Source organism: Deinococcus frigens DSM 12807 (assembly GCF_000701425.1).
GTDB lineage: Bacteria > Deinococcota > Deinococci > Deinococcales > Deinococcaceae > Deinococcus > Deinococcus frigens.
In genome coordinates this window covers 56808-78452 of record NZ_JNIW01000017.1, presented here as the reverse complement: position 1 = coordinate 78452, position 21645 = coordinate 56808, and the positions used below count along the sequence as shown (strand labels likewise).

Genomic DNA, 21645 nt, shown 5'->3' with positions numbered 1-21645 from the left:
GGATGCTGGTGAAAGAATCGCTCGATCTGGCGGATGACGGAAGCCGTTTGAGCGTTGCCAGGGCAACGCTCGGCCAGTGCCGCGTGGCGAACGTCTTTGGCTCCAATCAAGGCCAGGACGAGCAAGGCGAGCAGTTCCACCTGATTCTTGCGGTATTGGGGGAAGTGGGAAACGAAGCACAGACTGAACGATTTCAGGGCAACGGGAGACGCGCTCTGTTTTCGCGTATTGGACGACGGATTTCAAGCCCCCTCGAAAAGTGTCGGGTACTGAGGTCATCCGGATGCTGAAGCGGCGGCGCTGCACGCGCTAGGCGACTCGCGGGAGGTTAGGCGCAGGTTGGAAGAATCGCACTTCACGCGGGCAGAGGTGGATGGGCTGAAGGTGGACCCGGCCACCTGGCGTGCACTGACAGAGGGCTTTTATCCACGTGGGTGGTGGCGTTCTCTTGTCGTCCTGAGCTACGTATTCATCATCTTTCTGCCGCTGGCCGACTGGTGGGTGGACCGTGTCTTCAGTTGGCTGCCGTCTGTCCTGTGGTGGGCTTTTTACGTGATAACAGCGAGCGTCGAACGGTTCGTGGTCAGGCGATTTTCCAGGGTGGCAGCCGTAATCCTGTGGCGAGGGCTGGGCGCGTTCTCCGGCCCCCTCTCGTTGGTTCTGGTCCAGCTTTTTATGCGCGATGCCGTGCGGGACTGGACCGCAATGCTCGTTGTGGGTTTTGTCGCTTGCCTGGTCACCTGGTTTCACCGACCCCAGGCCACCTTCGCCCTCCTCCCCAAAGCTCTGCGGAATGCGGCGTGAAGCGTGCCGCTGATGGTGCGAGGCGTGCGCTGGCTGTCGTGGGCAGCGTCCTCCTCGTCAAACACGCCCCAGAACCGCTGGATGACGCGGGCGCTGCGCACCAGAAGGTTGGGGATTCCAACCTCTTCGTCGCGGCGGTCTTTTTGCCCTGACCCCAGCCGGTGCAAATGCAGGAGTTGCGATTTACCGTCACCGTTCTGGGCCTGCTGCTCACGGTCTGGAACGGGTGGCTGTGGCGCAAGGTGCAGTGGCGCGGCGCGCTCTTGAACCACAGCGTCGCCCCAGCTTGCTCCCCTCGCCCCCGACCCGCTATCTTGCCCCCATGAAGCCGCGCGTCCATCACTCCGATCTGGTGATGGTAGGCGTGTGGCTGCGAATGTCTGAACGGCCCGGTCTGAACACGCGAACTCCACGCGCCTGAAAGCCCTTACCCGGTTTTCAGGCGTTGTGCTGGAGTGCGGTCAGATCGGGCTTTTTTGGGTCGAATACAGGAGTTGACTATATGCACGTTTCTCTTCCCGATGGAAAACAACTGGAATTACCGCAGGGCGCGACCGCCCTGGACGCCGCTCAGGCAATTGGTCCCCGGCTGGCCCAGGATGCTCTCGCCGCCACCGCCAACGGCGTTCTCACCGATCTGATGACCCCGCTGCCCGAAGGTGCGGAGATCAGCCTGATCACCAAGAAGAATCCGGGGCAGGCCCAGAGCGTCTTCCGGCACTCGCTGGGGCACGTCATGAGCCAGGCGGTAGGCGAGTTCTATGCGGCCAAGGGCTTTCCGGCGGACGCCATCAAGCGCGGCGTCGGCCCCAGCATCGAGAACGGCTGGTATCAGGACTTCGATCTGCCCGAGCCGCTGCGCGAGGAGGAGCTGCCCGAGATTGAGGGGCTAATGCGCGAGATCATCAAACGCGACCTGCCCTTCTCGCGCCGCGAGGTCAGCCGCGCCGAGGGCCTGGCGCAGTTTCCAAACGATCCGTATAAGAAAGAGCTGATCGAGGGCCTGCCCGAAAACGAGCCGATCACGCTGTACCAGCAGGGCGACTACGTGGACCTGTGCCGGGGGCCGCACTTCCCCAGGACAGGCCGACTGCCTGGCTCCTTCAAGCTGACCAGCACCAGCGGCGCGTACTGGCGTGGCAACGAGAAAAACCCGATCCTCCAGCGCGTATACGGCGTGGCCTTTGCCTCGCAAAAAGAGCTGGACGAGTACCTGGAGCGGCTGGAAGAGGCCAAGCGGCGTGACCACCGCAAGCTGGGCCGCGAGCTGGAGCTGTTCACCATTGACCCCCTGGTGGGCAAGGGGCTGCCGCTGTGGCTGCCCAACGGCACGGTGCTGCGCGAGGAACTGGCAGCCTTCCTTAAGGAGCAGCAGTTCCAGCGCGGCTATCAGGGCGTCATCACGCCGAACATCGGCAATCTGGAGCTGTACAAGACCTCGGGGCATTACCAGAACTACTCCGACAGCAATTTCTCGCCGATTACGGTGGACGACGAGCAGTACATGCTCAAGCCGATGAACTGCCCGCACCACGTCCGCATCTATGCCAGCAAGCCGCGCAGTTACCGTGACCTGCCCGTACGCCTGGCCGAGTTCGGCACGGTGTACCGCTACGAGCAGTCCGGCGAGCTGAACGGCTTAACGCGGGTGCGCGGCTTCACGCAGGACGACGCGCACATCTTCTGCCGCCCCGATCAACTTAAAAAAGAATTCCTGGACGTGCTGGACCTGACCGTGCTGGTGCTGCGGACCTTCGGCATGAACGACGTGCGCTTCCGCGTCGGCACCCGTGATGCGGAGAGCGACAAGTACGTGGGCGACGCCGCGAACTGGCAACTGGCGGAGGACCAGATTATTCAGGCGGTGGAGGAAGTGGGCCTGCCCTACAGCATCGAGCCGGGCGACGCCGCGTTTTACGGCCCCAAGCTGGACTTCGTGGTCAGGGACGTGCTGGGCCGCGAGTGGCAACTGGGCACCATCCAGGTGGATTACAACCTGCCCGAACGCTTTGACATCTCGTATGTCGGCGAGGACGGTCAGGACCACCGCCCGGTGATGATCCACCGCGCGCCCTTCGGCAGCCTGGAACGCTTCGTGGGCATTTTAATCGAGCATTACGCCGGGGACTTTCCGCTGTGGCTGGCCCCGCGCCAGATCGCCATTGTTCCCATCGCGGACCGCCACAACGCCTACGCTGAGGAACTGCGCGCCGAGTTGCACAAAGCGGGGCTGCGTGCCGAGGTGGACGACACCTCCAACCGTATGCAGGCCAAGGTCCGCAACGCCGAACTGTCCAAGATTCCGGTGATCTTGGTGGTGGGCGACAAGGAGCAGGAGGCCCGTGAAGTCAGCACCCGCGAACGCTGGCCCGACGGCCACCGGGAACGCAAGGGCGTGGGCTTTGACGAGTTGAAGGCTGAATTGCTGGAACGCTACACCAGCCGCAGCTAGCACAAATGGGGGAGAGGCTGCCTGCCGGGGTTCGGGGGCGGCCTGCTGCTTTTGGCCCTACATTACGTTCGGTCCGTCTCATGAGGGGCCATACTGGCCGGATGACCACGAACGCCCCCGATATCGACCTCGTCGCCGATCCACTCAGGCAAGAAGCGCTGGAACTGCCCGGTCTGAGCGCCTTGACTGGGCAGTGGCTCTCGGCGGTGGGCGAGGACCCCACGCGCGAGGGGCTGCTCAGGACGCCGCACCGCGTCGCCAAGGCCTGGAACTTTTTAACCGACGGCTACCGCATGACCCTGGAAGAGGCTGCCGGAAACGCCGTCTTTGAGGCCGAGGGCAGCGAGATGGTGATCGTCAAGGATATTGAGTTCTACAGTATGTGCGAACACCACATGCTGCCGTTCTATGGGCGGGCGCACATCGCCTACATCCCCGACGGCAAGATCCTGGGCCTCAGCAAATTTGCGCGCATCGTGGACCTGTACGCCCGGCGTTTGCAGGTACAGGAGCGCATTACCACGCAACTGGCCGACGCCGTCGAGGAATTGCTGGCCCCCAGGGGCGTGGCGGTGCTGATGGAAGGCACCCACCTGTGCATGGTGATGCGCGGCGTGCAAAAGCAGAATTCGTCCACCACCACCAGCGCTATGCGCGGCGTCTTCCGCGACGATTCAAGAACCCGCGCCGAGTTCATGAGCGCGGTGCAGAATACCTTGCGCTCGCGCTGAATCGAAAATTGAGAGGGTGAGCGGGGGCCGTGATTCGCGTCACTGGCCCCCTCCTCCTTGTTCGCCCTCCTCCTGCCGCTCCAGCCAGCGCGCCAGCCACGGCAGTTTCTTCTGCATCTTGCCGCGCATGCCGCCCCAGTAGCGCCGGGACCAGCCCTCGATGTTGCGCTGCTTGCCGCGCGCCACGGCCATTGCGCCCTCGGGGACGTCGTCGTGGACGGCGCTCCCGGCGGCGATAAAGGCGGCGTCGCCCACCGTGCGCGGGGCGATGATGGTGCTGTTGCTGCCGATGAAGACGCCCGCGCCGATCACGCTGGGATGCTTGTTAATGCCGTCGTAATTGGCGACGATGGTTCCCGCGCCGACGTTGGTTTCCGCGCCGATGGTCACGTCGCCCAGGTAGGCCAGGTGTCCGGCCTTGACCCCGGCGTCCAGCCGCGCGTTCTTGGTCTCCACGAAGTTGCCGATATGCACGCCTTCTCCCAGCACGCTGCCGGGGCGCAGGCGGGCAAAGGGGCCGACATCGCTGCTCGCGCCGACGTGCGCGCCCTCCAGGACGCTGTGCGCCTTGATGACCACGCCAGTCTCCAGCACGCTGTCGGTGATGACGCTGTAGGCACCCACCGTCACGCCGCCGCTTAACACGGTCTGGCCGCGCAGGATTACGCCGGGTTCCAGGGTCACGTCGCGGGCGATCTTTACGCTGTCCTGAATACGAATGGTATCGGGGGCTTGCAGGGTCACGCCCGCCCGCATGTGCCGGGCATTGATGCGGCGGCGCAGGATCGCCTCCAGTTCGGCCAGGCCCGCGCGGTCATTCGCGCCCATCACCTCGTCGGGATCGCTGAGCTTAAAGGCGTGGGCGGCCTCGCCCTCGGCGCGGTACAGCCCCAGCAGATCGGTCAGGTAATACTCGCCCGCCGCGTTGTCGTTGCCGATGCGGTGTGCCAGATCGGCGGCGCGCGAGTCCATCAGGTACACGCCGCTGTTGAACTCGCCCACCTGTTCCTCCTCGGACGTGGCGTCCTTTTGCTCCACGATCCGCGCCACATCGCCGTGTTCGTCGCGGATGATCCGCCCGTAGCCGGTGGCGTCGGGCAGTTCCCCGGTCAGGAGGGTCAGGGCGCTGCCCCGCGCGCGGTGGTCCTCCAGCATGGCCTCCAGGGTTGTGGGGCGCAGCAGCGGCGTGTCGCCGTACAGGACCAGCACATCCGCTCGTTTGTGGTCATCCAGGGCGTCGATGCCGCAGATGAAGGCGTGGCCGGTTCCCAGGCGCTGTTCCTGGCGGGCAAAGATCACGCCCTGACCTTCCAGCGCCGTTTCCACCTGCTCCGCGCCGTGCCCCGTCACCACCACCACGTTGCGTGCATTCAGTTTGCGCGCCGCCCTCACGGCCCAGGCCACCATCGGGCGGCCCGCGACGGGGTGCAGCACTTTGGGCAGGGCAGAATTCATGCGGGTTCCCTGACCCGCCGCAAGGATCACCACGTCCAGTGGACGTAAAGTTACAGTCATTTCATTTCACCTTTGCGCCAGTGTAGTACACGGAATTTGTGTCCCGTGAGGCGCTGGTCAGACCTCTGCTCAGACCTGTGGCCCACGCACCCCGGCAGGCCCCACAATGCCCCGTATGCAGCGTTCCATCAAGCGTCTCGCGGTGATCCATACCGGCGGCACCATCGCCAGCCGTCCCAGCCCCGACGGGCGCGGCCTGACCCCGCAGCAGGCCCCCAGCGTGCCGGGCCTGACAGACGTGCAGGTCCACGACTTCCAGCCCCTGAACCTGCCCAGCCCGCACATCACGCCCGCGCACATGCTGGAACTGGCCGGGCTGATCGCAAGGCTCGCGCCAGAGCATGACGGCACGTCTTTTGATGGAATGGTCGTGACTCACGGCACCGACACGCTGGAGGAAACCGCCTTCGCGCTGCACCTGCTGCTCTCGACGCCCACCCCCGTGGTCCTGACCGGCAGCATGCGGCACGCGGGAGAGGTGTCCTGGGACGGCCCGGCCAACCTGCTGGACGCCGCCGGGGTGGCGCTGCATCCGCAGAGTGCCGGACGCGGCCCGCTGGTGATCTTTGGCGGCGACATCTTCGACGCGCGCACCGTGACCAAGGTGCATACCACCGCCGTGGACGCGTTTGGCGGCTATCCCGGCCCGATTGGACGGATTGATCGCACAGAGGACGCGGCCCATGTCCGTTTCTTCGCCACCCCGGAACAGCGCCGCACCTACGCGCCGCACAGCCTGAATGCCCGCGTGGACATTCTGTACGCCTACGCGGGCTGGCGCGGCGAGGGCTACGCCGGGGCGCAGGCCGGGGCGGACGGCATCGTGATCGCTGCCCTGGGCACCGGCAACCTGCCCGCCGAACTGCTGCCCCTGATCGCGGCCACCGAGCAGCCCGTGGTCATCGCCACCCGCACGCACGCCGGGCCGGTGCTGCCGGTCTACGGCTACGCGGGCGGCGGCGCGACACTGGTGGAGGCCGGGGCCATTCCCGCCAGCTTCCTGAATGCCCACAAGGCCCGCATCCTGCTGCTGACGCTGCTGGGATCGGGCCTGCGGAAAGCGGAGATTCGGCGGGTGTTCGGGGAAGCGGGGTTCTAGGGGCGGTCTGACCGTCAAACGGTCTAGCTGCCGCCGCCTACTCCACGCCGCCTACTCCAGATCCAAGCGGATCAGAAAGCGCCCACAAGACGGGCATTTCACGGGCGGCAGCTTGCCCAGCGCGGCTTTTTGCTGTACGTTGACCGGCAACACCACGTTGCAGCCGGTGCAGCGCCCGCTCCTGACCTCCACCACGCCCAGGCCCTTTTTGGCCTTGCGGATCATGTCGTATTCGCGCACGGTGCGGGCGTCCAGGTCGCTGACCAGCGTGGCGCGTTCCTGGCGGTCTGCCTCGCCCTGGGCGCGCAGGTCCTGGATACGCACGTCGTCCTTGTCCTCCATCTTGCCCAGGCCGGGGCGCAGGGCGCGGTGCTGGGCGCGCAGGCCGGTGGCGCGCTCGTTCAGCTCGCGCTGGCGTTCGCGCAGGGGCAGCAGGTCCTCTTCCATCTCGTCGGCGCGCTCGCCGAGCTGCTGGATCCGGCTGCCGTACTGGCTCTGGGCGCGGGCGTCGAAGGCGTTCTTTTCCTGCTCCTCGGCGGCCCGCGCCATCTGCTCGCGGGTGCCGCCCAGATCCTGCTCCTGCTGACGCACGCGCCTGTCCACACCTTCGAGGGTGATCTCGGTGTCCTCCAGTTCGTTGTTGAGGCGTTCTTGCTCGGTACGGGCCGCCCGCAGGTCGTCGGGAAAATTCTGTTCCTCGTCGCGCAGACGGTCAAGACCAAGGTCAAGTTCCTGAACGCGGTGCAGGCGACGGAGGGGGGAAAGATCAGTCATCACCCGCCAGTGTACCCCCCAATCGCCGGGGCCGCCTCCAGACGGGCAAGGAAACGTGAGGACCGCGCGGGCCGGGTCTCTCCCGGTCTTCCGCTGTCCCTTCAGCTCTGTCACGCACAAAACTGCGTCCGTGGGACAGCCGTCCGGGCATTCACGCTGCCCCCGGTGAATCCTGTGTCAGAGAGGGGGAAGCCGTCATCGGGCGCGCGTCGAGTTCGGCCTCGCCCGGCTCATGCTTCGGTCACCCTTGCAGCCATCTGGCTCCCCGCACAGGCGTAGCCTGATGGCATGTTCTCGCGCCCTGGCCGTGCCGCCTCCACCTTCGATCCCGACGCGCCGCGTCCCAAACGTGATCCCAAACAACTGGTGCGGCTGCTGGCCTACGCCAGGCCGTACCGGGTCATCTTTATTCTGGGCGCGCTGGCTACGCTGATTTCCAGCGGCCTGAATCTGGTCTTCCCGCTGCTGTTCGGGCGGCTGATCGACGCCTCCTTTCTGAAGGTGGGCAGCACCGACACCAGCCCGCTGGACCGCACCGTGCTGCTGCTGCTGGGCATCTTTGCGCTGTCGTCGCTGTTCGGGGCGGCGCAGTCGTACCTGCTCTCACGGGTGGGGGCGGGCGTGGTGGCGGACCTGCGGCGCTCGCTGTTCTCGCACCTGCTCACCCTTTCGCCGCGCTTTTTCGGGGACCACAAGACCGGAGACCTGACCAGCCGCCTGACGGCAGACGTGGGCACCGTGCAGACCGTGACCAGCACGGCGCTGGCGCAACTGGCAGCGCAGTCGGTCAGCCTGATCGGGGCCGTCATTCTGCTGATCCTGACCAGTGCCCGCCTCAGCCTGCTCACGCTGGCGGTCATTCCGCTGATCATCGGCACCGCCATTTTTATCGGGCGGCGCATCCGCAAGGTCAGCCGCGAGGTGCAGGACGCCGTGGCCGCCGCCAACGCCAACGCCGAGGAAGCCATCAGCGGCGTGCGCGTGGTCCAGAGCTTTACCGCCGAGGGCGTCGAACGCAACCGCTACGGCCAGGGCATCCTGGTCAGCTTTCTGGCCGCCCTGCGCCGTGCCCGCTTGCAGGCCCTGATGGGCGGCGTGATGAGCTTCCTGACCTTTGGGGCGCTGGCGGTGGTGTTGTGGTACGGCGGGCGGCAGGTCATGACCGGCAGCATGACCCCTGGCAATCTGGTCACCTTCCTGATCTACGCGCTGCAAGTGGGCGGCACGGTGGCCGCGCTGACCGGCATCTTCAACCAGTTTCAGGAGGCGCTGGGGGCATCGAGCCGCATCTTCGAGCTGATGGACGAGCGCAGCGACCTGCCCTCTCCCGCCGCACCTCTGCCCCTGGCCCGCGCCGAGGGCCGCGTGGAATTCCGCGACGTGACCTTCACTTATAGAGACAGTACCTACGACGGCGGGTCTGAATTTGTGGGTGCGGCGGTGCTGCGGCACATCAATGTGGATGTGCCCGCCGGGCAGGTGGTGGCCCTGGTCGGCCCCAGCGGTGCGGGCAAGACCACCTTCGTTAACCTGATTCCGCGCTTCTGGGACGTGACCGGCGGCTCCCTGCGCATGGACGGCCAGGACGTGCGCGAGTACGGCGTGGAGGACCTGCGCGCCCAGGTGGGCCTGGTGCCACAGGAAACGCTGCTGTTCTCCGGCACCGTGCGCGAGAACATCCTGTATGGCCGCCCCGACGCCTCGCCGCAGGAGGTGGAAGCTGCCGCAAAGGCCGCCAACGCCGACGATTTCATCCGCGCCTTCGAGCACGGCTACGAAACGGTGGTGGGCGAGCGCGGCGTCAAACTGTCGGGCGGGCAGCGTCAGCGCGTCGCCATCGCCCGCGCCATCCTGAAAGACCCGCGTATTTTAATTCTGGACGAGGCCACCAGCGCCCTGGACAACGAATCCGAGTCTCTGGTGCAGGCCGCGCTGGAACGCCTGATGCTGCGCCGGACCACCTTCGTCATTGCCCATCGCCTGTCCACCATCCGCAACGCGGACCGCATTCTGGTCATGAATGCCGGGGAGGTCACCGAGGACGGCACCCATGCCGAACTGCTGGCCCGGGGTGGGCTGTACCGTGATCTGTACGAGCTGCAATTCCGCCAGGAGCAGGAGGCGCAGGCGGAACTGGTCTGAGGCAGGGTGGTCTCCGCTGCGCTTTGTGGCGGGGCTTGCGCGTTCCCTGGGGGGATGGTACTATCTTTTTCGCGCCGGAAACGGCCCGCCACCTTGCGCCCAGCGCATGAAGGTTCAGTGTTCGGCAGTAGCTCAGTGGCAGAGCGTTCGACTGTTAATCGAATGGTCGTAGGTTCGACCCCTACCTGCCGAGCCACCAGAAAAACCCCCGCTTAAGCTGCGGGGGTTTTTGCTGTCATACGGTGTTAGCGGTTGCGGTACTGGGGCAAGTTCTTCCAGGGTTCCAGAATGTTCGCGCCGAGTGACTGGGCAGACGTTGACGTTCCCCCACTGGACTTGATCCAGGACGTGTAATCCGTGGCCAGCGGCTTGGGCGTGGTGGCCGGAGCGTAAGTGGTTTTCTTGGTCTTGGTGTTGACCTGCGCGTCGAAGACGTTCCAGCCACGCTTCAGGACCACGTTGGCGGTCACGTCGTCCAAGCCAAAGCAATTGCCTTTGAAAGTAAACGAGGCATCCTGCTCTGAAAAAACCCAGGATTTGTAGCTGTAAATATCCGGGTTCTGGTTGACCGGCGAGATGATAATGGCTTCATTATCAAGGCGTAATTTGTTGATCGGGCGAACTTCCAACGAGGCGGGCGCGTCAGTGACTACCATTTCACAGGGGCCAAACAAATCTGTAGCCTTGATCAGATTGTCCTGATAGGTCGTCGCCATGGCCTGAGCGTTCGGCAACGGCAGGTCGAATTTACCTTCCGCATCGACCGTCGTGGAGATCGGCGGCTCCTCGGCGCGGACCTTGGTGGTGATCTTGGGCGCGATCTGCCCCTTGATCAGCCCCAACTGTTCGGTGGGCTGGGGGTCAGGGATGGGATCGGGTTCGGGCGCGCCCCCACCCCCGCCGCAGGCGCTCAGCAGCAGGCTCAGACCGATGACGGCGGCGAAAGAGGCGGCGGGCCGTTTCAGGTTAGTTTGGTTGAACATGGCCCCACCCTGACAGGCGACGGCATGAAAGGAATCCCGCTTGCATTCAGGCGGGCCGTGCATTTTTCTCACCCTTGGATCAGGGAATGGCGGGCTGTCCCTCCCATCCTCAGACCGGCTGCACCGTGAAGCTCAGGCCCAGCTCGTTCATTTCCTCGTTGGGATCGCGTCCGGCCACCAGCGCGTAGGCGGCGCGCTCCGGCGTCAGGTAGGCGTCCATCACGCGCTTCAGATCGGCCATTGCCACCGCCAGCAGCCGCGTCTTGTACGCCTCCTGCACCTCTGGCGTGAAGCCCGCCTGATCGCCGAAGAAACGCAGGCGGCCCACGGTGTCCGGGCTGGTCAGCGGGTCCAGCGCCTTGCTGGCCGACAGGACTGCCTCGGTGACCTCGCGCTGGCCCAGCTCTGTATCCAGGAAGGCGCGGGCGTCGCGGAACACGCGGTAGGTGCGGAGAATGTGCGGATCGCGGTAGCTGGACATGGCAAACACGCCCTCGCGCGGGTCAAAGGACGCGCTGCCGCCGTACGCGCCGCCCTTCTCGCGTAGTTCCTTGAGCAGGTACTCGCTTCTCAGCAACCGCGCCAGTACCAGCAGCGCCGGGCTGTTGGGGTGGGTGTACGGCACCGTCTCGAAGGCCACCGCGTTAAAGGCCACCGGCGAGTCAGTCACGCGCGCCTGCGGGCCGTCTGCGCGGGGCCGGGGCAGCGGGTGGCCCACCGGGGCGTCAGCCGTGAACAGGTCCGTCAGCGGCGTCAGGTTCAGCTTCAGGTCATCCTCGGTGGCCGTCAGACACAGCACCGGCTGCCCCGAGAGCAGCAGCGTGTGAATGCGCCCGAAGCGGTCCAGCAGGTCATCCAGCCCGCCCTCCTCGACAATGTGCTTGAGGCGGTCCAGCGCGCTCAGGCCGCCCCAGGTCTCCCCGATGCTGGCGGCGGGGCTAACCTGCGCGGCGGCCAGGCGCTCGGCGTAGGCATTGCCGGAGTTGACCACGCTGGCCTTGAGGCCCGCCAGCCGCTGCTTGAGCAGTTGCTCCAGCCGTTCGCGGGTGAATTCGGGCGCGGCGATGATGTCGCGCATCACGGCCACGAGCGCCTCCGCGTTGCGGGCCAGCGCCTTGCCGCTGAACGACACGGCCAGCCTCAGCAGGTGCAGGTCATCCGGGCGCACGCCGCTGCTGGCGCTGGCGCTGACGCCGCCGGTCACGGCCTCCATGCGGCGGCTGAGCGCCACGTAATCCTGTCCCGCCGCGCCGCTCTTGGTCACGGCGGAGGTGTAGAGCGGCAGCACTTCCAGCAGGTCGCCGGGCAGCTCGGGCAGGCGCACCTGCACGTCCAGATACGTCAGGCCGCCGGTGGGCTGCGGCACGCGGGCAACGAGGGCGCGGCCCGCCTGCTCCGTGCTGTACGGCACCGGGGGAACGCTGGCGGGAACGTCGGACAGGGCCAGCGTGGGCAGCACGCCCGGATCGTTCTCCTGCGCTTGGAGTTCCTTGAGTTTCAGGCTCTCGGCCACGATGCGGGCGCGGTCCTCGCCGGTAAAGTCGGCGCTGAGACTCTGCACCAGCTCGCGCTCCTGCTCTGCCATGTGGGCCACCAGTTCGGGATCGGGGGCCAGTTCCAGGGTGACGCGGTGGGGGTTGTCCAGCACTTCGCGTTGCAGCATCGGCTCGAACACCTTTCCCGCCGCCAGATCGGCGCGCAGTTTCTCCAACTGGGCGTCCAGGCGCAGGCCGGTCAGCGGATCGCCGCCGTACAGCCACGGCCCCAGCAGCCGGAACATCACGCCTAGCGCGTAGGGAAAGCCGGAATTGCTGACCTCCTTCTGCGCGATCTCGAACTGGTGCAGGCTGCTCTCGATCAGTTCGGGATCGATGCCGTCCTGCACGACGGCGCGCAGGGTGTCCAGCACCAGCGCCTGAACTTCCTCCACTTTCCCTGCGCCCAGCCCCTTGAGGCCCACGGCGAAGGCCCCCTCGCGGAAGGAATCGCGGTAACCGCTCAGGTCCGCCAGCGCGCTGCCCAGGCCGGAGTCGATCAGCGGGCGGGTCAGCGGCGCACCCGCGTTGCCCAGCAGCACGTCGCTCAGCACGCTCCAGCGCAGATTGGCGTCGGCGTCGTTGCTCAGGCCCAGTTTCCACATCACGCTGACCTGGGTGCCGCGCTCCACGTCACTGCCGGGGTAGGTCACGCGCTCCTGGCGCGGCTCCGTGAATGGGGTCTGATCGGGAATGCTCACGTCCAGCGTCTGGGCCTGGAACTGCGACATCACATGTGCCTCGATCTCGTCCAGAATGCGGCCCAGCGGCAGTTTGCCGTAGGTGTAGAAGAAGGCGTTGCTGGGGTGGTAGTGCGCCGCGTGAAAGGCCCGCAGGTTATCGTAGGTCAGATTCGGAATGTCGCCCGGCGAGCCGCCGGAGTTGTTGGCATACGTCAGGTCCGGGAACAGCGCCTTGCCGAAGGCCCGCCACATCACCGCGCCGGGGGCGGCCATCGCACCCTTCATCTCGTTGTAGACCACGCCCTGCAATTTCAGTTCAGTTGTGGGGTCTTCGGGCGTCTCGAACTCGAAGCGGTGTCCGTCCTGCCGGAAGCTCTCGTAGCGCATCAGCGGGAAGAAGGTGGCGTCCAGATACACGCCCAGCAGGTTGAAATAATCCTTCTCGTTGCGGGTGGAAAACGGGTAGGTGGTCCAGTCGTTGCTGGTCATCGCGTTCATGAAGGTGTTCAGGCTGCGCGGCAACATGGCAAAGAAGGGGTCCGGGACCGGGTATTTCTGGCTGCCCATCAATACGATGTGTTCCAGGATGTGCGCCACGCCGGTGCTGTCGCGCGGCACGGTGGGAAAGGTCACCCCGAAGGCGCTGTTGTCGTCGTCCCGCACCACATGGGCGTGCCTGGCCCCGTTCTGGTGGGTCAGCAGGATCAGGTGGCCCTGCATCTCGGGCAGGTCTTCCACGCGGTTCACGGTGTAGCGGCCCAGGCGTTCGCCCACGCCCGGCAGGGCGGGCAGCGGTGTTGCAGCAGCAATGGTCATGCACGGGAGTTTAGAGCATGGGCCGGGAGAGACCGTGGCTGAGGGTGGTTTGTCGGGCTGGATTGGTGCACCCCGCTGGAGTCCGGGGCCTGCCCGGCGGCTCCCCTCCCCACCCCGCCGCTCTCACAAGGTTCTTCTCCCCCTGAGGGAGAGGCCACCGATCAGGTCTCGTCTGTCTTGTCCACGCCCATATGCAGGTGGCCCATATGCGGGTGGACGTGCCGCTGGGACATGAAATCATTTGCAGCCCGCAGAACCACACCCCGCCGCCACTCAAATCACCGCAAACTCACGGGACTGACACGGCGCGGCGGGTAAACTGGGGGCATGAAGCATGTTCGTCAGACGTTCCCGGCGCTGGCCCTGAGTGCCGTCCTGGCCCTGGCCGGATGCGGGCAGCCCGTCACCAACACGCCCGATGGCAGCGGCAGCGGCAGGGACATCCTGTATTTCGCCGATAGCGCCGCTGGCCTGCCCGTGATGTACTTGGGCGAGGACTACAGCGCCGATCTGAGCGTCTCGGGCGGCGCGGGGCCGTACAGCCTGAAGGTGGCGAGCGGTGAACTGCCGCCCGGCATCAAGCTGGGCGGCCAGCGCCTGAGCGGCACGCCCACCAAGACCGGCAGCTACAAGTTCACGCTGGAAGTCACCGATTCCACCCTGAGCACGCGCAGCAAGGAATACACGCTGAACGTGAACACCCTGCCGCCGCTGTCGCTGGCCCCTACCCTGCCCACGGGCGAGATTCGCGGCGAGACCCGTATTCCGCTGACCATCACCGCGCCCCGGAACGTGCGGGCCGCCCGGCTGAACTGGGAACTGCCCGCAGGCGTGAGCGTGACCCGCGTGCAGGCGTCCGAGCAGAGCGGCGTGCTGTTCTGGCAGCAGCAGGGGCAGGTGCTGACGGTGGATCTGGGCTTCAAGACCGTTCCACGGAACGGCGTGCGGATTGCCCTGATCAGCGTCAAGCCCAGCAAGCCCGCCACCCTGACCATCACCAAACTGGGCTTCGAGGCCCGTGACGGCACGGGCAAACTGCTGGCAGGCAAGACCCTGCTGGGAACTGTCCTGACAGAAACGCCGACGGTGGACGGGGCCGGGGCAGATCAGTCTGAGACGAATCCGGCCAAGCCTGGCGACACTGTGCCCCCGCCGACGCAAACGACGCCTGTTCAGACGCCCCCTGCCACAACGCCCACGCAGACGAATCCGGTCCAGACGCCCATCCAGACGCCGCCTGCGGAAACGCCCGGAACGCCGCCCGTTCAGAATCCCGTGGAGCCGCCCAAACCTCCTGTCGACGCTCCGCCCGGAGCGCACCTGTGGACCGGAGCGCCGCTGTGATGCGCCGGGGAGCGTGGCTGGCGGCCCTGCTGGCGGCCACCGCCGGGGCCACCACTGCGCCGCCGCTGACGCTGGCGCAGCAGGTGGGGAAGGCGGAAGTGATCGTGCGCGGCACGCTCGGCCCCGCCGTGAGTGTCAAGGAGGGCGAGGTCACGTACCTGGCCTACCCGCTCACCGTGGCCGAGACCATCAGTGGGGACGCTGCCCGTCTGCCCCAGAATGATGGCAAGCCCGCGCTGTTCTTCCTTCAGGGGCTGGCCGATCTGCCGAACCTGCAAAGCGGGCAGGAGGTCTTTGCGCTGCTGTACATCCGCAAGCAGGACAGTCCGCTGGTGGGCTTTAACCAGGGCCTGTACCCGGTCACCGGCGGCAAGGTGACGGCTGGGGACGCAAAGGCACCCATCACCGATCCCGCCAAGCTGCGGGACGCCATCCGCGCCGCGCTGGAGGCCAAATGAAGCGCCTGACCTTCGCGGCACTGCTCCTCAGCGCTGCCCTGGGTCTGGCCGATGCCGCCGGCGTCAAGCTGCAACCGCAGGGCGACACCCTGACCCGCGCGGTGCAGGCGGCCCTGGGGGCCATCAGCACCAAGGAACTGCCCGTTACGCTGGACACTGGCAGCGGCACCATTCTGACCCTGGGCGGCGCGGGCAGCAGCGCCGCGCCGTTCAACCCCGATGTGGCGGCCCGCGTGGTCACGGTGGCCGGGACGCGGCGCATCGAGTTCAATCCGGCGGGGCCGTTGCCGCTGCTTCAGGCCGTGCAGCAGGAACTGGCGCGCGAACTGGGTTTCAAGGACTGGACCGCTGAAGCCGCCCGTACCCGCCTGAGCGGCGCGGACCTCAACGGTGACGGCAGGATCGATCTGAAAGATCTGGCGATCCTAATGGAAAATTACGGCAAATCGAGTTCGGTGGGCGACCTGAATCAGGACCGCAAGGTGGACGACGCGGACCTGCGCATCTTCAGTGGCCAGTATAAGCCCACGCCCGAGCCGCAAGCGAAACCGGAGGAGAAGAAGGCAGCCGAGACGCCGAAAAAGCCGACTGATCCGGCGGCCCCCGGCACGACGCCTCCAGCCGACACCGCCCCGAAGGACGCTGCGCCCGGCACGACGCCCAGTCCAGTCCCGCCCAGTCCGGTCCCGCCCTCTCCGGCCCCGCCCGCCGATCCTGCGCCAAAGCAGCCTTAGACGCGATTTGCCCCCGACCCTCTTCCCTGTGAAGAGGGCTTTTTTCTGTGTTCTCCAGCCGCCGTGCCTGCTACGCTGCCCGCATGACAGGCAGGCGAGACGTGGGGCAGACGGAGCAGCAGGAGACCATCGATCTTCAGGACTTCCTGAAAATGAGCGGTGTGGTGGAAACCGGGGGCGAGGCAAAATTTCGCGTCCAGGGCGGCGAGGTCCGTCTGAACGGCGAGATCGAGACGCGGCGGCGCAAGAAGCTGCGGCGCGGCGACATCGTGCAGTACGCCGGGCAGCAGTTGACGGTGGACTGGTGACCTCTCCCTACCAGGAAGCGGTGATGGACTTTCGCCGCCGCAAGGACGAGCATTTTGCGGCGGGGCGCGGCCCGGTGGACCCGGCAACATTCCACGGTCTGCGCTATTACCCGCCGGATCAGCAGTGGGCCTTGAGCGCGCCGCTGACGCCCACTGAGCAACAGGCTGAACTCGTCCTGGACACCAACACCGGCCAGCCGCGCACGATGGCCCTATACGGCACGGTCACGCTGCCTTTGCCCGGCGGCGACCCGTCTGAGCAGGAGCGGACGCTGAGTGTCTTCGTGCCGCTGGGCGACGGACAGCCCCAGCGCGTCTTTATCCCCTTCCGCGACGCCACCAGTGGTCAGGAGACGTACGGCGCGGGCCGCTATCTGGACGCGCCTTTGGCCCGCAGCGAGGACGGCGGGGCACTGGTGTCGGTGGATTTCAACCTGGCCTACCATCCGTACTGCGCGTATGACGACGGCTGGACCTGCCCGCTGCCCCCGCGTGAAAACGTGCTGCCTGTGGCGGTCCAGGCCGGGGAGAGGTTGCCTGAAGGCTGAGGCTCCACCGAGGGGGACGCCCGCCCAGGCCCGGCTGCTCTAGACTGGGCCGCTATGACGAACGCCGCCACATTGAAGACTGCGAGGAACGCCGCCCTGATCCTGAGCGCCCTGCTGGCGCTGACCGCCTGCCAAAAGAAGGCGGACGACACCGCCGCCGCCAAGCCGGACGAGACCACCGCCGCAGCCGCCGAGAATCCTGCCACCGAGAAGCCCGCAGAAACGGCACCTGCCACCCCCGCCGTCACCACGCCGGGTGAGGTTCCCGCCGGGTACACCCTGGTCCCTGCGCTGACCAAGGAGCCGGTGCGCGAATTTAGCAAGGAACCCGCAATGGCCCTGCAAGGCGGTCAGGACTATTACGCCCTGATCGACACCAGCCGGGGCCAGATTCTGGCGGACCTGTACGAGCAGGAAACGCCGGTCACCGTCAACAACTTCGTGACGCTGGCCCGCGACCACTATTTCGACGGCATCCGCTTTCACCGCGTGATCGACGGCTTCATGGCCCAGACGGGCGATCCGTTGAGCGTAGATCAGGACAAGAAAGCCCAGTGGGGAACCGGCGGCCCCGGCTACAGCTTTGCCGACGAATTCCGCATCAAGCTGGCCTTTGACTCCGGGGGCATCCTGGCAATGGCGAACAGCGGCCCGGCCACCAACGGCAGCCAGTTCTTCATCACCTTCGCCCCCACCGACTTCCTGAACGGCAAGCACACCATCTTCGGCAAGGTGGTCACGGGCGACGACGTGCTGCCCAAGCTGACCCGCACGATGGGCCAGGACAACGCCGACATTCCCGATGCGATGGCTGACGAGATTCTGTCGGTGCGAATTCTGACGAAGAACAAGAGCTGAGGGTTGTGGGGTTGCGGTGGCTGGGCGGCTGCCGCCCTGTAAAATCCGCCCTCCTGTGCGTCCCGAATGCGCCACATTGCGTATGCAATTCAGCCCGCGCCGCTCTAGCCTGTGGGAATGACCGCCGACGCTTCCCCTCAAGTCTCTGACCCGTCCCAGCGAAGTTCCATGCTGGGTGTGCTGCGCGTGTACCTGGGGCCGCTGAAGTGGCAGGTGGCGGGGCTGGCGACGCTGCTGCTGACCAGCACCGGCCTGAATCTGCTGCTGCCGCAACTGCTCAGGACCTTTGTGGACAGTGCCAAGCTGGGCGCGGGGGCCGATGTGGGGCTGCTGGCGCGGCTGGCCGGGTTTTACATCCTGCTGGCCATCGGCGTGCAACTGATGACGGCGGGGGCCACCTACGTGGGCGCGCGGGTGGGCTGGACCGCCACCAACCGCCTGCGGGTGGACCTGATGGCGCATCTGCTGTCGCTGGATATGCGCGAGCACAAGGAACGCACGCCCGGCGAGATGATCGAGCGCATCGACGGCGACGTGACGGCCCTGAGCAACTTCTTCTCGCAGTTCGCGGTGCGGGTCTTCGGCGCGGCGCTGCTGCTGATCGGCGCGCTGTTCATGTTCTTCCGCGAGGACTGGCGCGTGGGCGCGGGCGTCACGCTGTTCACCCTCGGCACCCTGCTCGCCATGAACCGCGTCCGCAAGCTGGGCGTGGAACCCACCCGCGTGGAGCGCGAATCCAGCGCCAAGCTGTTCGGGTTCGTGGAGGAACGCCTGGCGGGCCTGGAAGACATCCGCAGCCTGGGCGCGGGCGGCCACCACCTGAACGGCTTTCTGCGGACGCAGCGAGCCTTTTTTACCAACAGCGTCTATTCGTGGCGGCGGCGCAGCGTGGTGTGGCAACTGAGCATGGCGCTGTTCGCCATCGGCTACGTGGGCGTGCTGGCAACGGCGGTGGGCCTGTATGCGGCGGGAACGATCACGCTGGGAACAGCCTTTTTGCTTTACAACTACATGAGTCTGGTGGAAGAACCGATTGACCAGCTCACGCAGCAACTCCAGGAGTTACAGAAGGCCGGGGCCAGCCTCTTCCGCGTGGGCGAGATTCTGGCCCTGCGGAGCGCGATTCACGGCGGCAATCTGGAGCTGCCCGAGGACGGAGCGTTGTCCCTTGATTTCCAGGACGTCTCCTTTAGCTATTCCCCCGATGAGCCGGAACTGCGCGGCGTGCTGTACGGCGTCTCCTTCCACCTGCCCGCCGGACAGACTCTGGGCCTGCTGGGGCGTACCGGCAGTGGCAAGACCACCCTGACCCGCCTGATCTCCCGGCTGTACGACGCCACGTCCGGCAGCGTGCGCCTGGGCGGCACCAACGTGCAGGACGCGGACCTGCACGGGCTGCGGCGGCGCGTGGCGGTGGTCACGCAGGACGTGCAACTGTTTCAGGCCAGCGTGCGCGACAACCTCTCATTCTTTGATCCGCAGATTAGCGATGAGGAGGTGGAGGCGGCGCTGAACGAAGTCGGGCTGGGAACGTGGCTCTCACGCCTGGGGGACGGCGTGCATACCCCGCTGCCCACCGGCAGCCTGTCGGCAGGGGAGGCGCAACTGCTGGCCTTTGCCCGCGTGATGCTGCGCGATCCTGCCGTGATCATCCTGGACGAGCCGAGCAGCCGCCTGGACCCGGCCACCGAGGCGCTGCTGAACGCCGCCATGACCCGTCTGCTCTCCGGGCGCACCGCCATCATCATCGCCCACCGCCTGGACACCGTGGCCCGCGCGGACCGCATTCTGGTTCTGGGGGGCGGCCAGGTGCTGGAGGACGGCCCCCGCGCCGCGCTGGCCCGCGATCCCCGCAGCCACTACGCCGAACTGCTGCGCGCCGGAACGCTGGAGCAGGAGGGCGAGGGGGTGCTGGCGTGAGTAGGTTTGCTGTTCAGTCCCTTCTTTTTGCATCCATCCCTGACGACTCACCCCTGACCGGAGCCTCCGCATGACCGCCGTCCCTACCTCCAAACCCAGCACCACCCCGGACCGCACCTTCGCCTTAACCAAGCGGCTGTTCGTGTACCGGCCCGGCCTGTTCGTCTTCAACCTGCTGATGTGGGGCCTGTTCCACACCGCGCCCGCGCTGATCACCCTGGCCGTCAGCCGGGTCTTCGGGCAACTGGACGCCGCCGAGGTGTTGCGGAAGGGCGGACAGAGTGTCGCGCCCGCCATCGCGGGGGCCTGGATCTTCGTCGGCTGGTTCGCGCTGGTGCGGGCTGGCCGCTTCGGGATTTTTTACGGTGCGTTCCGAGCTTTTATCGAGATCTGGTACACCCTCGACGCCCTGCTGCGGCGCAATCTGCTGGGCTACCTGCTGACCGCGCGCGGTTCGCGCCGCCTGCCCGACACCCCCGCCGAGGCGGTCAGCCGTTTCCGCGACGACGTGGAGGACGTGGCCGGGTACATCGAGGTCTGGATCGACAGCCTGGGCATTCTGGTGTTCTCGCTGGTGGCGATCACCCTGATGGCCCGCGTGGACCCCATGATCACGCTGCTGGTCTGCGCGCCACTGCTGCTGATGGTGGCCTTTGTCCAGAAACTCTCGCCCACCATCCGCGCCTACCGCCGCCGCATGCGCGAGGCCACCGCCCGCGTCACCGATTTCGTGGGTGAGACCTTTGGGGCCGTCAGCGCCGTGAAGCTGGCGGCCCGCGAGGACGGCATGGTGGCCCACCTGAAAAAGCTGGGCGAGACCCGCCGCCACGCCGCCCTGCGCGACGTCCTGCTGACCGAATTGATCCGGGGCGTCAACTCCAACATGGTCAATATCGCCGTGGGCCTGGTGCTGCTGCTGGGCGCAAACAAGATTCGCGGCGGCGCGCTGGAGGTGGCCGACTTCGTGCTGTTCATCGGCCTGCTGCCGCGCCTGACCGGGAGCATGGGATTTTTTGGCGACGCGATTGCCCGCCACCGTCGCACCGGGGTCAGCTATGACCGCATGACGAGGTTGCTGCAAGACGCGCCCGACACCGATATCGTGGCCCATCACCCCACCTACCTCCACGCCGAGCCGCCCGTTCCCCCTGCCGCGCCGCCGGAGCTGCCGCTGGAGGAACTGCGGGTCAGCGGCCTGACCGCCACCTTTGAGAGCGGCCTGGGCGTGCGCAACGCCAGCTTCACCGTCCGGCAGGGCGAATTCGTGGTGGTCACCGGGCGCATCGGCAGCGGCAAGAGCACGCTGTTGCGGGCGCTGCTGGGCCTGATTCCGGCGCAGGCCGGGACGGTGCAGTGGAACGGACAGCCGGTGGAAGACCCCGCCTCGTTCCTGGTGCCGCCGCGCACCGCCTACACTTCCCAGATTCCCAGCCTGTTCAGCGACAGCCTGCGCGAGAACGTGCTGAGCGGCAGCGGCGAGGACCGTCTGGGCCGCGCGGTGCGCCTGGCGGTGCTGGAACCCGATCTGGCGCAGTTGCCGCAGGGCCTGGACACGCCCGTGGGTGCGCGCGGCGTCAAGCTGTCCGGCGGGCAGATGCAGCGCACGGCGGTGGCGCGCATGCTGGCAAGAGACGCCGACTTGCTGGTTTTCGACGACGTGTCCAGCGCCCTGGACGCCCGCACCGAGGCGCAACTGTGGGACGGCCTGTTCGCCGAGACCGACGCGACGTGTCTGGTGGTCAGCCACCGCCGCGCCGCTCTGAGCCGCGCCGACCGGATTGTGCTGATGCAGGACGGGCGCATCGTGGACGGGGGAACGCTTGAGCAGTTGCTGGGCCGCAGCGCGGAGATGCGGGCGCTGTGGGCGGAAGACGAGCAGAGCTGAACGTTCAATAGAGACGTTCAATAGAGAAGGGCGCGCATCCTTTCCAGGAATGCGCG

The 21645-nt window shown here is 66.4% G+C and carries 17 protein-coding genes and 1 tRNA gene; 14 read left to right on the top strand and 4 right to left on the bottom strand.

Features of this window, described 5'->3' with window-relative positions; translation table 11 throughout:
* The first annotated feature begins 384 nt into the window (after positions 1-384).
* From Q322_RS0108675 to folE, 3 genes are all read left to right on the top strand, one after another.
* Positions 385-804: a hypothetical protein gene (locus Q322_RS0108675; RefSeq protein ID WP_156952963.1), complete on the top strand. Its 420-nt coding sequence runs from the start codon at positions 385-387 to the stop codon at positions 802-804.
* Between the two features lie 502 nt (positions 805-1306).
* Positions 1307-3256 carry a threonine--tRNA ligase gene (gene thrS / locus Q322_RS0108665; protein ID WP_029477505.1) on the top strand — a complete coding sequence of 650 codons (1950 nt, stop codon included), beginning with the start codon at positions 1307-1309 and terminating at the stop codon, positions 3254-3256.
* A 101-nt stretch (positions 3257-3357) separates the two neighbouring features.
* Positions 3358-3987, top strand: coding sequence for a GTP cyclohydrolase I FolE (folE, locus tag Q322_RS0108660; RefSeq protein ID WP_029477504.1), 630 nt, complete (start codon positions 3358-3360; stop codon positions 3985-3987).
* 39 nt (positions 3988-4026) lie between these two features.
* Here folE and glmU read toward each other — a convergent pair whose 3' ends face one another.
* On the bottom strand, positions 4027-5502 hold the full coding sequence (gene glmU, locus Q322_RS0108655; protein ID WP_029477503.1) for a bifunctional UDP-N-acetylglucosamine diphosphorylase/glucosamine-1-phosphate N-acetyltransferase GlmU: 1476 nt from the start codon (positions 5500-5502) through the stop codon (positions 4027-4029).
* Positions 5503-5617: 115 nt separating this feature from the next.
* Between glmU and Q322_RS0108650 the strand changes: the two genes are divergently transcribed.
* Complete coding sequence (locus Q322_RS0108650) at positions 5618-6601, top strand: asparaginase (protein WP_029477502.1); 984 nt, start codon at positions 5618-5620, stop codon at positions 6599-6601.
* Positions 6602-6652: 51 nt separating this feature from the next.
* On the opposite strand, the gene Q322_RS0108645 is transcribed toward Q322_RS0108650, so the two are convergent.
* Entirely contained in the window at positions 6653-7375 is a 723-nt protein-coding gene (locus Q322_RS0108645; protein WP_029477501.1) for a zinc ribbon domain-containing protein, read from the bottom strand.
* Between the two features lie 288 nt (positions 7376-7663).
* On the opposite strand from Q322_RS0108645, the gene Q322_RS0108640 reads away from it, so the two are divergent.
* Positions 7664-9517, top strand: a complete 1854-nt coding sequence (locus Q322_RS0108640) for an ABC transporter ATP-binding protein (RefSeq protein WP_029477500.1) — start codon at positions 7664-7666, stop codon at positions 9515-9517.
* A 121-nt stretch (positions 9518-9638) separates the two neighbouring features.
* Positions 9639-9713, top strand: a tRNA-Asn gene (locus tag Q322_RS0108635).
* Positions 9714-9762: 49 nt separating this feature from the next.
* Here Q322_RS0108635 and Q322_RS0108630 read toward each other — a convergent pair.
* Both Q322_RS0108630 and Q322_RS0108625 read right to left on the bottom strand, forming a co-directional pair.
* Positions 9763-10500 carry a hypothetical protein gene (locus Q322_RS0108630; protein WP_029477499.1) on the bottom strand — a complete coding sequence of 246 codons (738 nt, stop codon included), beginning with the start codon at positions 10498-10500 and terminating at the stop codon, positions 9763-9765.
* Positions 10501-10609: 109 nt separating this feature from the next.
* A complete protein-coding gene (locus Q322_RS0108625; RefSeq protein ID WP_029477498.1) occupies positions 10610-13534 on the bottom strand; it encodes an insulinase family protein in 2925 nt (974 codons plus the stop codon).
* A gap of 327 nt (positions 13535-13861) precedes the next feature.
* On the opposite strand from Q322_RS0108625, the gene Q322_RS21690 reads away from it, so the two are divergent.
* From Q322_RS21690 to Q322_RS0108585, 8 genes are all read left to right on the top strand, one after another.
* Positions 13862-14878, top strand: a complete 1017-nt coding sequence (locus tag Q322_RS21690) for an Ig domain-containing protein (protein ID WP_084147886.1) — start codon at positions 13862-13864, stop codon at positions 14876-14878.
* Positions 14857-15336, top strand: coding sequence for a hypothetical protein (locus Q322_RS0108615; protein WP_245593189.1), 480 nt, complete (start codon positions 14857-14859; stop codon positions 15334-15336). Before Q322_RS21690 ends, Q322_RS0108615 begins: the two co-directional genes overlap by 22 nt.
* Positions 15333-16070, top strand: coding sequence for a hypothetical protein (locus tag Q322_RS0108610; protein ID WP_245593188.1), 738 nt, complete (start codon positions 15333-15335; stop codon positions 16068-16070). The genes Q322_RS0108615 and Q322_RS0108610 overlap by 4 nt, the downstream gene beginning before the upstream one ends.
* An 83-nt stretch (positions 16071-16153) precedes the next feature.
* Positions 16154-16378: an RNA-binding S4 domain-containing protein gene (locus Q322_RS0108605; RefSeq protein WP_029477494.1), complete on the top strand. Its 225-nt coding sequence runs from the start codon at positions 16154-16156 to the stop codon at positions 16376-16378.
* Positions 16372-16926 carry a DUF1684 domain-containing protein gene (locus Q322_RS0108600; protein ID WP_029477507.1) on the top strand — a complete coding sequence of 185 codons (555 nt, stop codon included), beginning with the start codon at positions 16372-16374 and terminating at the stop codon, positions 16924-16926. Before Q322_RS0108605 ends, Q322_RS0108600 begins: the two co-directional genes overlap by 7 nt.
* A 54-nt stretch (positions 16927-16980) precedes the next feature.
* Positions 16981-17784 (top strand): peptidylprolyl isomerase, encoded by an 804-nt coding sequence (locus Q322_RS0108595; RefSeq protein WP_034418065.1) that lies wholly within the window; start codon positions 16981-16983, stop codon positions 17782-17784.
* A gap of 117 nt (positions 17785-17901) precedes the next feature.
* Positions 17902-19704 (top strand): ABC transporter ATP-binding protein, encoded by a 1803-nt coding sequence (locus Q322_RS0108590; RefSeq protein WP_245593187.1) that lies wholly within the window; start codon positions 17902-17904, stop codon positions 19702-19704.
* A gap of 70 nt (positions 19705-19774) precedes the next feature.
* Entirely contained in the window at positions 19775-21589 is a 1815-nt protein-coding gene (locus Q322_RS0108585; RefSeq protein WP_029477491.1) for an ABC transporter ATP-binding protein, read from the top strand.
* The last annotated feature ends 56 nt before the right edge of the window (positions 21590-21645 follow it).